Annotated in this window: 10 protein-coding genes and 1 tRNA gene; all 11 read right to left on the bottom strand. The window is 37.8% G+C overall.

The genetic code is table 11. The annotated features are described in order from the left end of the window. Positions 1 to 62: 62 nt before the first annotated feature. Entirely contained in the window at positions 63 to 7,880 is a 7,818-nt protein-coding gene (locus tag PF272_RS06345; RefSeq protein WP_271142100.1) for an LPD38 domain-containing protein, read from the bottom strand. Between the two features lie 65 nt (positions 7,881 to 7,945). Beyond that, positions 7,946 to 10,102: a portal protein gene (locus PF272_RS06350; protein ID WP_271142101.1), complete on the bottom strand. Its 2,157-nt coding sequence runs from the start codon at positions 10,100 to 10,102 to the stop codon at positions 7,946 to 7,948. A gap of 2 nt (positions 10,103 to 10,104) precedes the next feature. After that, positions 10,105 to 11,652, bottom strand: coding sequence for a TerL (locus tag PF272_RS06355; protein ID WP_271142102.1), 1,548 nt, complete (start codon positions 11,650 to 11,652; stop codon positions 10,105 to 10,107). Positions 11,653 to 11,654: 2 nt separating this feature from the next. Next, complete coding sequence (locus tag PF272_RS06360; protein ID WP_271142103.1) at positions 11,655 to 12,359, bottom strand: terminase; 705 nt, start codon at positions 12,357 to 12,359, stop codon at positions 11,655 to 11,657. A 2-nt stretch (positions 12,360 to 12,361) separates the two neighbouring features. Continuing rightward, complete coding sequence (gene lysC / locus PF272_RS06365) at positions 12,362 to 12,568, bottom strand: Rz1-like lysis system protein LysC (protein ID WP_271142104.1); 207 nt, start codon at positions 12,566 to 12,568, stop codon at positions 12,362 to 12,364. Continuing rightward, positions 12,549 to 12,872, bottom strand: coding sequence for a DUF2570 family protein (locus tag PF272_RS06370; protein WP_271142105.1), 324 nt, complete (start codon positions 12,870 to 12,872; stop codon positions 12,549 to 12,551). Before PF272_RS06370 ends, lysC begins: the two co-directional genes overlap by 20 nt. Continuing rightward, positions 12,857 to 13,375 carry a lysozyme gene (locus tag PF272_RS06375; protein ID WP_271142106.1) on the bottom strand — a complete coding sequence of 173 codons (519 nt, stop codon included), beginning with the start codon at positions 13,373 to 13,375 and terminating at the stop codon, positions 12,857 to 12,859. The genes PF272_RS06370 and PF272_RS06375 overlap by 16 nt, the downstream gene beginning before the upstream one ends. Beyond that, positions 13,359 to 13,589, bottom strand: coding sequence for an HP1 family phage holin (locus tag PF272_RS06380; RefSeq protein ID WP_271142107.1), 231 nt, complete (start codon positions 13,587 to 13,589; stop codon positions 13,359 to 13,361). The genes PF272_RS06375 and PF272_RS06380 overlap by 17 nt, the downstream gene beginning before the upstream one ends. Positions 13,590 to 13,649: 60 nt before the next feature. Further along, a tRNA-Trp gene (locus tag PF272_RS06385) sits at positions 13,650 to 13,723 on the bottom strand. An 87-nt stretch (positions 13,724 to 13,810) separates the two neighbouring features. Further along, complete coding sequence (locus tag PF272_RS06390) at positions 13,811 to 14,647, bottom strand: phage antirepressor N-terminal domain-containing protein (protein ID WP_271142108.1); 837 nt, start codon at positions 14,645 to 14,647, stop codon at positions 13,811 to 13,813. Positions 14,648 to 15,150: 503 nt separating this feature from the next. Next, on the bottom strand, positions 15,151 to 15,630 hold the full coding sequence (locus PF272_RS06395; RefSeq protein WP_017807194.1) for a hypothetical protein: 480 nt from the start codon (positions 15,628 to 15,630) through the stop codon (positions 15,151 to 15,153). Between the last annotated feature and the right edge of the window lie 221 nt (positions 15,631 to 15,851).

Consider the following 15,851-nt stretch of genomic DNA (forward strand, 5'->3'; position numbering starts at 1 on the left):
ATTAATTACATTTCGGCTAGTATGGGAAATTCTAGTGCAATTTTTTGCAGTTGTCAACATTATTAATAATCCTCTTTCTGAATTCTTTCAGCTACCATCTTAATAAGATTATTACGTTTTTCTAATAGACGATCTATTCTCGCTCGTTTTTGTTCTGCACTCATCACTCTGTCTTGATAAATAAGATCTAATTCTCCTTTAATTCCTTTAATTTCCTTTTGTGTTTTATTGAGTAATGGAGCATTACGTAATAAACCTTGATTCTCTTCTCTTAAACGTTCTGCTTCCTGCTTCATACCTCGTTTTTTCTCATAATTATTAATAGTAGCAACAATCTCTGTAACCTTATTAAGGTACTCATAATAATCATTCATGTAACTGGTATATCTGCGTGGGACGTTAATATTTCCTCCCCATAATGCACTAAATACAGGATATTCATTCATATTTTTATCTGGTTGTGCCCCATAATCCCCAGTTTGTCTAAGAAGATAATCGCTCATTCCTAGTACATACATTCCAAGCGTACCAAAATACCCTCTCGCAAGATGATCAATTTGTTTAGGACTAATACCAAAATTACCTGTAATTTGACCAAGCTCTCTGGCTGTTAAAGAGGTATTGTAATCATAACGAGCAGATGCAATAAAACGTTTATCTGATAAGCTTTCGATTTCTCTGCCAGTAAACATATCTTTGTTCATATAAAGTTCAAAAATCGGTTTTATTACTTGCGGCATAGGGTTTAAAGACAATGTATTGATAACTGCGGCTGATATTCTATCGCTTAATTTACCTGTGCTATCTTCCCCTAAAGTCGTTCTTAATAAGCGTTCAGGCATTGTTCCAAACACTACACCTAATTCGAAAGGTTTTGGTATGCGTAAATGTTGATCGCCTAAGAAAATATGCCAGTAGTTATCCTTTTCTTCATCTGGTAACTTTTCATAACGATCGTTACCCATATTTGCCAATGCTAATCCAACAGAAGTTAAAGCGATCATCGCTCCACGTTTTGCGAACGTTTTCGGATTATCTTTAAATGATCGTCCTAATTGTGATAAACCTTGTAATCGTGCATTAAAGAATGGCAATACATCAGCAGCATAACGAATAATCCTTGCATTTCCTTTCATCGAGAAATCCATTAAATCTTTCGCTTCTAAAGCTGCTTGCGCTTTAGATTTTCCATTACGTAATGCAGCTTCATACACAGCTATACGGTTTGCATTTTCTACGGCGGAGTTAAGATGCTGGTACTTATCTAAAAGGTTAGTGAATTGATCTTTAGACCAAACGACCGTTTTCATATAGCCGTCAATGTCTGACTTGCTGTAACCTTTTTTACGCAAGTGTTTGCGAATATTTTCCGCTGCTTGTTTTGGATCGCCTGCATCAAGATAACCGTGTCCAAAAGAAGCACCTGAGAACATTAAATCAACTGATACACCGCCTTTACTATATGCCTCTTTCAAACCTTTTAATGAGTCAATCCCTAATCGCATATGGTTTCTGTCTGTCGTAGCTGCTTGCACTAAATCACGCAAAAAGTTACGCACAATAAAATCTGGCATAGAAGTTACAGTAGCAGTTAATACACGTTTTGCTCCTGCAAAAATTTTACGACCTGGGTAATCAAGAGGCTTTTGATCCACCGAAGTAATCGCATTAAATAATGCTTTATCGTGAATATCAATTAGATAATCTTGTCCTTTAATTTTTACAACTGCTAATCCACCATCATTACCACCTTTTCCTTGCTTATTCCGCATTAATTTTCGATAGTCCATTAAGTTTGAATTATCAATCACAGTAATGACATCAGTATCAGCTAGATTCACGACCGCTTTTGTTAAAGCATCATTCTTCACTGAGGCATCTATCAATTTTGTTGCGTTAGTAATAATGTTACTTAATAAGTCTGCTGTTGCTTTGTCGCTACCTTTTAATCGTTTAATGCCTGCATTTTGATTAGCTAATCCTTTATTCTTAAAAGGCGCTAACACATCTCCATCTTCTGTTTCACGATAAAACGGGATGTACCAATCTGGGTCTTCCCATTTAGCACGATCTTCTTTAGTGAATAAACCTGCTTGTTCTGCTAAATCAAGTAGCGATTTATTCCACGCCATTAATTTTTTACGTGCTTGTTCAAATTTTTGTTCTTTTCCTTTGTTGAGTGATTTTAAAGCGGTAATTTCTTCAACTGTTAAATTATGTTCTCGTCCCTCTGCCATTAATTTTTCAGCACGATTACCAGCAACCCACGCTAAAAAATCATTCATATCATTACCAAGAGATTCCATAATGCCTAATAACGCATCATTTTTAGTCGTCCCTGCTTTGCGTTGAATAATACCGTCTTTCCATTCTGGCAAGCCGTGTAACATACTTGCCTCCGCAATCGATCCTGAGCCTGCAGCTAAACGTGCCGCTGTGTAGCCAGATTTAGTATGATCTGTCACACCAGCCTTATCTTCCCAGTATTTAATTGGAGCAAGTGAATCAAAAATAGCCGTATTAGCCTTTCTACCCCATTCACTTGCTAACGTTTTCCATTCAGCAAAACTTCTAGATTTAGTTTGCTTGAAATTATCAATACTTTGTTCAATAGCACTTTTCTTACTGCCTAAGCCAATCTTATCAAATGCATTTTCTAATGGAGCGATCGCTGTTGAAAATTTAACCTCTGGAAGATATTGCTTTAAGTCATCTTCTGTTTTAATATTTAAAGCAGAAAGGTTATCTGAGCTAACAACGACACTTGGCAATTGAAGCCCCGCTCTATTAGCAAACGGATAACCTTTTGGGGATTGATTTTTTAATACATATGCGGGCAATTGGAGCCCAAAGGTATTAACAAAATCAGTCCCTTTTTTATTGTTCCAATAAAGCAAAGATTTATCTAACATTTTTTGTAATGAAGACAAACTCTCTTTCCCGTATGCACTCGCAATATTAATTAGCTCTACACCGTTTTTATCTTGTTTAAAATGCAATGCTGCAATAACAGGATTATTCTTTCCATTCCTATATTCATTAAGCTCTGTCAAAACAACATAACCATTTTCTATTGTTTGTGATTTCATTACTGCAACAGGATTATTGATTTCTCTTGGCAGTTGCTTAAACATCTCTGCTGTAATTCTATGTTTTCCAGCAATCACTTTTTTAAACGTTGAACCGTGAATAGTAACTTTAACATCAGGCAATCCTAACATCTTCAATACTGTTGGTGTTTTGCCCACATTCACATAACCAGAAACTTCCTTGCCTTGTACTGCCCTATCCACCGCTTTAGCAAAATCACTATCTACACTTTCGTTCAAACTAAAACGCTTACCGCCATTAGGTGGTGTAGGTTTTCCGTTAATTCCCTCTTTAATGCCACCAAGTAATCTCACTAAATCGTGATCGGTCATTTCATTAAATGGTCGATTGAATAAACGATTCATTAATTGGCGTACTCTATCAGCAATAATCTTGAACCACGCTTTGAAATTCTTTTCGTGCAATGTGTTGATTTTCACTCCATAACGCTGACGCAACTCGTCAAAATTCCCTGTTTCGTGTGCGGCTAATAACTCAACTAAGGCTTCCTCTGTGGCAATGTTTTTATTGGTGGCGGCTGGATCAGCATAGTTACCATTACTATCAACAAATCGTTGTCTATCTTCCATTATGGCTTGCGTCATTGCATTAACAACACTGTGTTTACGTGCTTTTTCCATAATGCCTTGATACTCTGCACGGTATCTAACATTAACACCCAAATGCCCCAATTCGTGCCACGTTACCCAAGAAAGACGTTCCTCTTTGCTCATGCTGGTTGTTGCATGGATATTATCGGCAACAATAGTGACTTTATTTGTTCTTGGATTGAACCAACCTTCAACGCCATCACGGATAAATCTGCGAACATTTTCTGGCGCAGTTTGCCCTGTAACAATATCGACATTGGATAATTGCTCTGGTTTTAAGATATTAGAAAGGAGGGTTTGTAGATGTGTTTTATCATATGATTTTATGGCGTTGCTATTAGATTTTGAGTAACGAACATCATTTTTTCTCGCATTAAACCGTTTTGAAAGCGGTATAATTTCACCGTTATCGTCATAAGTTATTAATTCATCAAGTTTGATTTTTTTCTTGTGATTAACAACCTCAGACAATCCATTATCATAACCTTGTTCTAATAATGAATCTGCGTTAGTAAAGACATCTTTCGCTTTTACTTTCTTGCTAACAATTTCATAATCACCTTGTAAAGGTCCTTCTCCGTGTTCTATTGCATAATCACGAACGATTGTTACCCAATCTCCATTAGTGATAGTACCTCCTGTACCTTTTGGATATGCTCGATAAATAGTAACTTCAGCTTCTGGATTGCCTTTTACGCGACGTAAAATCTGCCAGGCTTCTTTATCCATATTGTCAAATCCAGAACCATAATAGCGGTAACCTTGAGGAGAGTATAAATCTGCTGGATAAAGTTCAGATAAATCATCAATGCTTCTAGATATATCATCATAACGATTCGGAGCATCGTGCGACATACGATAATCTGGCTTACCAAAGCCTTTATTCCTTGCAGCTTCATCAACAAGCTCTCTTAATTGAGATTCAATCGATTTATCGCCTTGTTCATAGCGTTTTGCTAATTCAAGATAAGCGTCATCATTATTATTTTTTGAATAACGAATATCATCATTATTGATTTCATCATTATTATTGATTATAGTTTCATCAAATCCAGCTCCCATAGCTTGACGCTGACGTGTAGGCAAGTTATGCGTAGGCAAATCAGGATCGTTACTTCCTCTTTGTTCATCTGGATTTAACTCAAAAGCATTCATCAACCAACTATTTGATCCTGCTCGTTTAATTAATGTCGCTCTATTTCCATTGTGTTCTACAAAAACACTTTTTACATTTCCACTTTCATAGATCTTGCTTGTTTGGCCTTTAGCTAAAGTATCAATTACCCTATCTGTAAGCATATAAGCTGCATCTTGATAACTCATATTATCTTTTCTCATTCTTGATTCGATAATATGAGCAATGCCCATAGCTCCTTTTGTTTTTCCAGAAGGTAATAATCGACCGACATCTCCCCATTCAAAATCAATCCAACCGTCTAATTGATGATTATACATTGCACGATGAACGCTATTTTTCTCGACTATTGCTTTGTTCATTGCCTCTCGACCACGTTTGATGTTGGCTTCAACCGACTTTATTGGCGAACGGCTAAATTTGTTGGCATTATCGTTATCAAATTGCTCTATGGATAAATCTTGTACATTCTTCGCTTGTACTAATGTACCCTCTCTATCAAACATCACCTCGCCAAACATATTAGTTTGAGATGTATTTCCTTGTTTTTGCGCAGCTTGATAATAATTATTTAGGATGTCTGCAATACGTTTTGAACTTCGAGCATTTTCATTAAATATTTGTAAGATTTCTTTTGCTTCTGGCGTGATGTCGCTAACGAAGTCTTGCTGTTTTAAATATTCATCAATATTTAAATCTTGTTGCTTAAGCTGGTTATATTTTTCAACAGCAGCCACAATATCACTTGATAGATCTACCTCATTATTTAGTCTTCCGCTCTCTACATCTTGTTTAGCTTGTGCTACCGTTGGCGCCACTCTAGTAAGAGCGGTAATAATATTCCTTGCACCTGGATCTGTACTCTCTACTGCTCTTGATAAAGTTTCTGTATCGCCATACGCACGATACAAAATCGCATTTCTAACCCGTTGAACGCCTGTTTGACTTAAATTTCCTGCACTATCTAATAACTCATTACGCAAGTTTTCTGGTTGGTTTTGAATAAATTGACGAATAAAATTCTGGTTATTTGGATTATTTAAATTTCCATTGTCACCAATATAAAAGTTATCCATACTCGGCAGACGTTGTGCATCCACTTTAGCTTGTTCAAGGTTACTCATACGCATTCCGCCTTGTTCATTTGAACGAATTGCGGCTTGAGCAATATCCACTGGAACATTTAAACGTCTTACTAAAACAGGATTGGCGACTTGAGAAATTTGTTCAGGCGATAAACCAAATTTATCAGCATTATCTAATAAATATTGTCTGTAATTATTAGCTAACCCCTGTTGATATGCTTGCCGTAGTGCCATTGTTCGACCATTTCCAGCAATAATCGTTGATCCATCTTGTGCTAATAAAGGCGCTCCAATATCCATAGTTGGGCTAGCAGATAGTTTTCTTGGGTCAAGGTTTCTAGCAATCTCATTAATCTGGGATAGGCTTGCTACACGATTCCTGTCTCTGAATTGATTATCCGCTTTATTCTGTGCTGGCATTAAATTGGCCGCATCGACAACCGCATAAGAGATTGGTTGATAATTTCCATTCCCAATATCTACTTCATCTACTCCACCCAATTGATTTTCTGTAATGGCGGAAGTTTGTATTGGTGTATGATTTTGCGTAAATGTATTAACCGCATCTTGAGTTTGTGACTGAGATAAATCAGGTTGGTTTGTTGATTGATTTAAGTCAGCCATTATATTAGCCGCTCTCGCTTCACGTTGCGCCATTGCGTAATGGGCGTTAAAACGGCTTTGTGAGATTAAATCATCAAGATCGTTTGCTTGTTGGTTGATCATATCAACATAACTGCGTAATGACTGATCTACCGTTTCATTTCCAGTTGACTTAAATTCTAACAACTGCTTTTTAGCATTATTTAATGCACGTCTATTACTATAAACATCTAATGCGCCTGTTGGTGCACCAAAAGCAGCTCCCAAAATCGCACCTTGAATTGCATTACTAGCCATCCCCTCTGTAATATCTCGATTTTGGTCGTAATATTGTTTTGCGGCAGTATTAACCGCCATTTGATCGGTGACACCTTGAATGGCTTCTGTTCCACCCTCAATCATTGCCCCTTTAAGCAATCCACCTTTTAGAGTCTTAGCTGCTTTACCAAATCCCATAAAACCACCACCAAGCCCGCTAATTGCGTTCGTGGCTAAATCACTTAATACCGAAGCTGGATTAAAAGCAGCGTCACGAGAAGCTTTTGCAATAAAATTATTTTTCGCCACTTCAAAGCGTTCATTACCAGTCATTAATTGACCATCTTCTGAATTAGAAATAGCGGAGTACTCTTGTATAAATTTGTCGTTATTTGCTAGTTCCTCATCAGATAACCTCAACATATCCTCTCTAGTTTGATTCGCTCGTGAGCCTGCCATCATTGCTGATTGCACCGCTGTCAAACCTGCCGCTCTCGCTAATTGCTTACTTGCTCCTCGCTTCACTGCTTCATTAAATGCAACTTGCCCCACCTTTTCTGCAAGTTCTTTTTTCATCACATATTTAACACCTTGTTTAGCAGCTGTTTTCGCCCCAGCATATGCAGCAGACCCCATTCCTAACGTTGCAGCTGTCACAAGCACCGTATCTAATTCACTACCTAATACAGCACCTAAATTACCAGCCCACCAGCGGATATTGGTTAATGCAGACGGATCTTCGGTGACATCTTGATTTAACGCTACTTTCATTTCGTCCGACATTTCATTCATTTGGCTGTCGGCATATTTAGCAGAGGCATCCGCAGCTTTATTAAACCAACTTTCTACACTATCAAATCCCAGTTTGTTTGCCCCAATGGCTACTAAACGGCTTAAATCACTTGCCCCTCGTCCAACCCCCATTTGGAAAGCATCAACCGTATCAGCAAGCACACCTTGCTGCTCTTTTTGTTGTGGAGTGGTATAAGTACTAATTTCATCTGAGTTCATATAAGATAATGGCGATACTTCATCATCTTTCTTCCCATAAGCACGTTGGGTCATTTCTTTGTAGCGTTCATTAGTTAAATAAAACATAGTATTTCCTCGAAAATTGGCATAAAAAAACCGCCATTACGGCGGTTGATGGTAGTGAATTGATGTTACTGTTCTAATCCATAGTTACCTGTTGGATTCGTCAGAGGTTGATTCTTTAAGGCAACTTCTGTTTTAAATTTCTGCATTTCCATTGCTTGTTTGCCTGTATTGAGCTGTAAATCGGTTGTAAGTTTTGCCTGTCCTAGTTCTCGATCTACTTGTAATTTCTGTTGTGAATGTTGTTGGTTGGCTTGGATTTCCATCAGCTTGATCTCAAGCTCTTTCTCCTTGATCGCCACTTTCATTTGCTCAATTTTTAGTTCTGATTCTAATTTCATTTGAGCTATTTGTAATTCGTGCTGTTGTTTTTGTTGGGCAAGCTGCATTTCCATTTGCGCTTTCATAATTGCTGGATCTTGCGGTTGTTCGGCTTGTGCTTGTTGCATTTGTTGGAGTTTTTGCTCATATTCTTCGCGCGGGATAAGCATATTTTTAGCCCCCATCGACATTGACTGCATTAACGTTTTTAAACCATCGTACCAATCAAAAGCTTGACTCAATTCAGGGTGTTGTCCAAAGCGGTCTAACAGGTCAATAATCTGTGCAGTTTGTGTTTCTTTCACCAACAAAGCAGATGTCCCACGCGCAATAATTTGCATATCGCCTTTTATCGTTGGGTCGTCACTAAACTGCATATTGTATTCATAAAAACGCCTAATCAGTGGCTTAGTTACTGAATCGTCCCACTCTTTAACTTGCCGTCTTCGTACGGCATTAGCCGCATTCATTAACATTGACATTCCACCTAAAGTCGGCGTAACTTGCCCTTGTTCGCCTTGTGCTATCATCGGCAATCCGCTTTCTTCGTCCATAAACGCCTTAGACATCTGGATAATATTTGCAAATTCAGCCTGGCGAGATTGAAAAGCAAATACACCAAAAGCTCGTTGTGCTTCTACGCTTGATGCAACCCCCGCACCACCTGTAGTTGTCCATACTTTATTCGGCTTAATATTCCAATCTTTATCTGCTGGCTCTAATACTGATTTATTTACGACAATTTGATCGCCAATCGTTAATACACCATTGTCAATCATTCCTCGCCAAGCAGTATTAAGGATTTCCTGTGCGTCACGGCAAAGATAAGGTATGCCAAAACCAAACAAGCAAGCTGCATCAGGCTCACATACATAAACAGAATAAGGAAACTCATTTAAATCTAACGGATCAACATTCACACTGATAATTTTGCCGTTGCCAGACATCACTATCACACCGTTAATTTCGCCTTGCTGTTGCTGATCTTCGTTTAATTCGATCTGATAGCCATCTGCTAATTGCTGGTTGGCTTGTTCAATTAACGAAACTGGAATATTACCGTGATAGGTCCATAGCTCGTAGCGTTTATCATTTATCACCTTTTCTAAGCCAGATAATTCACGCAAAGTATCGTTATATGATGATAAATCGTTACTTGTGTTATGTGTTTCAGAGGCATCAACCTCTAGTAATGCCAACACATTATCTTGCAAGTAATAAGGGTGTTTAGCTAAATTTTGTAACTCTGTCTTAGTGACTGCATTACGCTCAAATGTAAATAAACAATCCTTTAAAGTTGGAGCTGACATATCTGGCACAAAATCCCATGGCAAGATCGCTTTTGCGGTTGGAGCTATGTAACTTTCTGTTTGCGCTTGCCATTCACCACTTGGCGTTTGCTGGTAATAGCGTTTTTCTTTTAGTTCTACTATCGGTGCACGCAAAATTCCTGTTCCTAGTACAGCAGCATAATGCAAGCACAAACGGGCTTCTGCGGCATAATCACACTCAAGTAACTGGTCATCAATTAACTTTTCCATTGCTTCTGCTGCATCTTTCGCTTGCTGCATTAATTGCCTCGCCATCATCACATCTGGCGTTTCTTCCGTCTGTTTGGCAAGTGTCGCAATTTCTGGAATTGGAGTTGGCTGAATGCCATAATTTTTATCATCAGAGGGGAAAAGCATATCGGTCATTTGTGCTGTCCACGCATCAGTTTTACTGCGAGTATAGCCCACAAATACTTTTGATCCACCAGCCTTCACTCCTCCCTCATACTGATTGCGATATTGATACATATCGCTCACCCAGCGTTCTGTGATTGGTTGACGTTGTTTTAACTGTTCATAAAGCAACGCCTGCAATTCGCTGCCAAATCCATCTAGTGTTTTTGTTTCTGCCATAATTAATACCCTGTCTTACTGCTTAACGGTGAATGTGTTTTGATATTGATAATTTGTTCTCTGATTTTGTCCGGCATAGTGTTCAGACATAAATACTGATTAGCATCGTGTGGATGTGAGTAACGATTCTTTTCTGGATTTTCTGTGTATTTTTCATCACCAGCAACATTGAGTTTTTTATACGCATAGCCTGTTTCATAGCCTTTAATCAAAGTTTTGCAATGTGGACTGATTAACATTGCTGGCTGCCCTTTATTAACTAATCTCGATAACCACCAACGCACCGCTTCCAACCTTGCTACGGTCGAATTGCTACTTGCCGGCATAGCGTTTAAACCATTTTCATACAAAATTTGAAAGCACGTTTTTTCATCTGTTTGTGCACGTTGTACACCCGCAGGATCGCCAATAACCTGAATGTCACAATCTTGATATTTTGCTTTAATTAGCGGGATTAATTGTTCTTGAATAAAGCGTTCAATTCCCATTCCTGTTGCCACCACTTCATCGGTAATTCTTAATTGTCCAAATGGAGTGATTTGTCCAATAATTGCTGCAGGTGTTAAGCCAAAATCTAAACCGATATAAGTCGCCCAGCCTTTTACTGGCAATAATTTATCTTTAGCAACATGGAGAGATTTATTGAAGTGATCGATAAATACAGGTTTACCCTGTTGAACAGTTGCAAATTCGTTACACACTCTTGATTTAATCCAGTTTAATGTTTGTCCTTGAATATTATCGAACCAATATCCATACTCTTTCTTGTGATTTTCCACATTTTCTGCCAGTGGATTAGCGATAAAGCGATGACCAAGATAATCTGAGTACAACCCTTTCTCTAACATCTCTTTTAAGTCATCTGTAAGGGCGTTTTCTGGCATATTAGTTACATCAACTAATGCACCAGGTTGCACAAAAAACTCCCACCCTTTCGGCTTTAAAGACTCACCGGTTTCTTCATCAATGCCTTGTTCAAACTGATACCACCAATGATCGTCGTCTGGCGAGTTTGTGTCCATAATCATGCCGTTCCACGTTGCGCCATTAAATCCCTCTTCTTTTTTCTTTTCAGGGTAACGCCCCGTGCGGGTAACCGCCTCTGTTACTAAATAAACAGGTAAAAATTGAGCTTCATTAATCCAAATGCCAGTTAGCTCAAGCGACATCAGTTTTTTAACATCTTTCGGTTTATCCATTGATAAAAATAAAAATTCCGCCTCCACTCTGGTTTTGCCATCTGGGTGCGGAATGTTTAATTTGCCTGTAATGGGACTGTCGTATTTAATTGGGCAAACTTCAGGAGGTATCCACGCTTGAAAAGTTTTAATTACCGTTCCTTTTAATTCTGGATAAGTGTTTCTCACACACGCCCAACGTGTTTTTCTAATACCTTGAGCATTCGGATCTTGGTTTAAACAGATTCGCCACATCTCTTTCACACAACCTACTGATTTACCACTGCCAATAGGTCCACGAATGGCTTTTACTAATGCGTTAGATCGATGGACTTTTTTAAATGTCGGTGATGCTCGATAAATAATTCGCATAATTAAAAGTCATCCAAAAACTGCACAGTATTTCTACCGTTATTCTTGATGTTTAGCTCTTGAGCTAACTTATCTGCTTTCAGCAAGGTTTCTTTTGTCTGTGCTTTTCGTAACTCAATCGTTTCTAAAGTAAGCTGAATTGAAGAGTTTGTGTCACTTAAACTTCCAATTCTTGCTACTGCTCTATCTAAAGCTTGTTCTGCTGACTTAATTAATTTAAGTATCTTTTCTTGCTCTTCGCCTGACGCACATTGTGTTAGCTCGAGTTGAAATCTTTCTACACTTTCAATCGCTGCCACCGCACGTTGTCGCATTAAATCAATCTCATCTTTTAAGCCAAAATCAACAACCTGCTCAAAAATGGATTTATCTTTAAAATAACGGGCATAACCGCTATGTTTGACTGCAAAAGTATTGCCTTTAGGTGGGTGAGTGTTTTGTTTCGCAGTTTCGCAATTCATTTCGCAGTTTGCTTCGCAGTTTTCTTCATAACATACTGATTTATCTTGAATTTCATTTTCGCAGTTTTGATTCTCTGTTTCGCAGTTTGAATCATCATTAAATACCGTTTCTGGCTTTTTGATGTAACGTTTTGCAGTGGCATAATTAATCCCTTTTTTCTCACACCACGCCTGAATTGATATGCCTGTTTTCGCATAAGCTTTGATATATTCAATTTGTAGCGCTTTCCAGTTTAATCTTGCCATAATTACTTCTGCATTTTCTCCGCTTGCCACTCTCTAATGCGATCAATACGGTTTAAGCAAATATCACGCTCACGCTTTAAAATAACGGCATACTTAGTAACATCACCGTAGGTTTGCCCCTTGAAAGTAGATTTATCGAGATAAGTTAAATAAGCAGGTGGAATCGGTGAACAAGTACATTGAACAGGTTTATTTGTGCAAGAACTCAATAACAGAACGAGGAGCATTATTGCGATAACAATCACTATTTTTTTCTTCTTCTGAGATAGATTCAATCGTTTCATTAGCTGTTTCCCTTATTAATGATTCTTGTTTTGTTAATTCATTAAGAATTTGTGTGTTTTTGATGATGTCTGCATTAAGCTGTTTGATTGAGTTACTCTGTTGAGTGATGATTTGAGCTTGAGTGTTGTTTTCGGCTTTTAAGCTACTTAACCTCTGATACTGGCCCCACAACAATGCACTCAAGCCCAAAATAGTGATGACGAGTATCTTTGTTAGCGTGCTAAACATAATTGCTTCTCTTTTTCTCGTCTGATAACTAATCCATTAAGTTTTTGTCCACCAGCATAGACCCAACGACCAAATTGCTCGCACATTTTCGGTGTGTAACCCTGTCTGGCCATCTTAAATAAGGTTGAATTCTTTAACGTTGTACAGCCAACGTTAAAGGTGATAGACGTGAGTGCATCAAAAGCACCTTGCGGCATTACTCTTCCATTTGCATAGCGATTAACGCATTGTTCTGCAATTTTGATGTCATGCACCCATCGTTTAGCAATTTCATCTAGTGAGTACACTTTATTTTCAATTTTTTGTCCGCCAGCTTCCGTTGAGCCTATCCCTACCGTCAATACGTCTGCTGGACATTGATACGGATTTCTAATACAGCCTTCCGCATTCCCAATTACCGCTAATCCAGCCTCTGAAATGCGAATATCATCTTTATATTGCGTAACAACGATTCCGATTACCGCAGCAACAGAACAAACAATAACTTTATTTATGATCTTCATTGTTTATTAATTTCCCTGATAAATCTCTTACGCCTGCTTTAATTTCCTCAAGTTCTAGCATTCGTTTCTTGTATCGACTTTCTCGCCAATATCCAGCCACTGTTGCAATAATCCCAATTAATACCGCCCACTCACTAATTGTTAGCGCACCAAAAAAGGCTGTTATCCAACCATACACTTGCGATTCAATGGGCATATCTTTTACCATTTTCATTTCTCCGCCTCCTTGTTTGAGGCAATAAAAAAGCCTAGATCGCAAAATCTAGGCTATATCTGGCAAAGGTGGTGGGAATCGAACCCACGTTTACGGTTTTGGAGACCGTTGTCATTCCATTAGACTACACCCTTATTTTTCTCAATAAAAAAGCCAAAATGTAATTAAATTACACTTTGGCTAGTATGGAGAATACTACTGCATTTTTTTGCACTAGTCAATTAATTCAACAAATGATCTACCGCTTTAATAATCGTCAGCTTTTCACTGTTATTTCTGATAAAACGTTTAGCTTTTGTCATTGCATTTTCTAGTGGGTGCTTGAGATTATGGAGATATTGCCCACCAATTTCGCTATCTATTCTATCTGCTAAATCAGGATGTTGAGATAGCTTTTCTTGCATTTCATAAGCGTGTAAACAATAACCGTATAACTCGACCATTACCGATAGCGTTTCTTCTAGATTTCGTCCATTTATTAATAGTGGCTGGTTTACTATTGGCATACTTGCAATATAAATCATTGCACTATGATGATCTGATCGTTTTATTTGTTCATACTTAGCAACACCAAATTTATTTTTTACTCTAGACCAAATTTCACCATAACTCATTCCTGTTCGTTGGTGTGTCGCTGTAACAGCGTTTTGGATCATACGTTGTTCTTCTGGAGTAATAGTATCAATTTCTCGTTCTGCTTTACCTTTAAACCAATAATCGTGCAGTGCTTGATAGCACTCTTTTTTATATTTGATTAAAGTTTCTCTGATTTCAGGTTTTACTCTGTTTGTATCAATACCAAATAACCAGCCGTTGAGATATTGGATTGGGAGGCAGATCATTTGATAACTTTTACCATCAGTTCCAGTTGTTGTTATCATAACAATAACTGATTTTAATACCTCATCACGGTTAATGCGATTATATTGAGATCCCCATTCTAAGCCAATGTTTTCACAAATTGGTTTCATTGCGGTGTAATGTGTACCGTTTTGTTCAAAAGTAACTAAAGATTGGTTATTGAATTGAATAGTTTGAAGTTGATTTTGATTTGACATAATTGCCTCTGCTAATTTTTCGAATAATTCCAGTTGTCTTCATCATAAAGATAACTGGCGATCGAGCGGTTCGAAAGCCTAGCAGTAAGCTGGAGTTATTCCCCTTGCGGGTATTGTATTCCTCGCCCACTCGATCATTGATTGTAATTACCGTTTTTATTCCAAAAGATGTGTAGAAAAGAAAAAGGAGAAACACAAATTTTAGATACAAAAAAACCGCATAGGATTTCGGTTGCGGATTACCGCTGCTAAGGTTTCGACACCTATGGGGCTAATAGTAATGCAATAAATTTAGATTGTCAAATGAAAAACCCCTACCAATTTTCATTGATAGGGGTTGATTGCTCTAAGGCATAAAAGCTCATCTTTCGATGATGATCGCTTTAAGGCGTTATTCCGAAATTTCTTTTAACGAACCGTTCTTTTTTGCTTGTTGATACGCTTTTTTAAATTTTTGGGCTGCTTGTTTTTTCATTTCGGCAGCGGTCGTTTTCTTCATCATTTTATTCCTCCTTGTAGGATGGGGTTTTTATCACAAAACAATCTCTATGACTGCCTAAATCCGTTATTGGCTTAAAGTTTACCATAAAATCGCTTGGGTTTGCACAAAGTTTTTTATACATTCTGATTAGTGAAGGGCGTTCCCCTACAAAAACATAGCAATCTGGCTTAAACCTTAAATAATGCTGATAGACAATTTCCTCAAGTTTTTGTTTTAATTCAGCAATTTGTTTTTTGCCAAATTTATGATCCAACGGTGGTGCGTACAAATCATCATTTTCTGTTTCAAGATAATCTTTCACAAGAAATTTAATAGAATATACCTGACGATGATGAATGTATTTTGTTATATTTACGTCATCGTTAAAGAAAAATAACGTTTCATCATCTTTTGAAAAAATGGCTAAATAAGTTACATTTTCAATATTAAATTCGGTATGAATATAAGTGATGTTATTCTCACTTGTTTCGACAAATTGCACTTCTAGTCCTTAAGTTGGGTTGCCAAGAGGTTCAGAAACCGCCAAAGGAACGGTCGGGATTATTCCCCTTTCGGGTATTTTATTCTCCGCCCTCTCGGCATAGATAGATGTGTACGTTCAATTCGTGAGAAAAGAAAAAAGGAGAAACACAAATTTTACGCATAAAAAAACCGCTATGCTATCGGGTGCGGATTTCCGCCTTTGTTTTTTAGGTTCTGACG

The organism is Gallibacterium faecale (genome assembly GCF_027920745.1).
Taxonomy (GTDB): domain Bacteria; phylum Pseudomonadota; class Gammaproteobacteria; order Enterobacterales; family Pasteurellaceae; genus Gallibacterium; species Gallibacterium faecale.

Coding starts and splice junctions, on each gene's coding strand:
- PF272_RS06345 (WP_271142100.1), bottom strand. CDS start 7,880: ATGTTTTATTTAACTAATGAACGCTACAAAGAAATGACCCAACGTGCT.
- PF272_RS06350 (WP_271142101.1), bottom strand. CDS start 10,102: ATGGCAGAAACAAAAACACTAGATGGATTTGGCAGCGAATTGCAGGCG.
- PF272_RS06355 (WP_271142102.1), bottom strand. CDS start 11,652: ATGCGAATTATTTATCGAGCATCACCGACATTTAAAAAAGTCCATCGA.
- PF272_RS06360 (WP_271142103.1), bottom strand. CDS start 12,359: ATGGCAAGATTAAACTGGAAAGCGCTACAAATTGAATATATCAAAGCT.
- PF272_RS06370 (WP_271142105.1), bottom strand. CDS start 12,872: ATGTTTAGCACGCTAACAAAGATACTCGTCATCACTATTTTGGGCTTG.
- PF272_RS06375 (WP_271142106.1), bottom strand. CDS start 13,375: ATGAAGATCATAAATAAAGTTATTGTTTGTTCTGTTGCTGCGGTAATC.
- PF272_RS06380 (WP_271142107.1), bottom strand. CDS start 13,589: ATGAAAATGGTAAAAGATATGCCCATTGAATCGCAAGTGTATGGTTGG.
- PF272_RS06390 (WP_271142108.1), bottom strand. CDS start 14,647: ATGTCAAATCAAAATCAACTTCAAACTATTCAATTCAATAACCAATCT.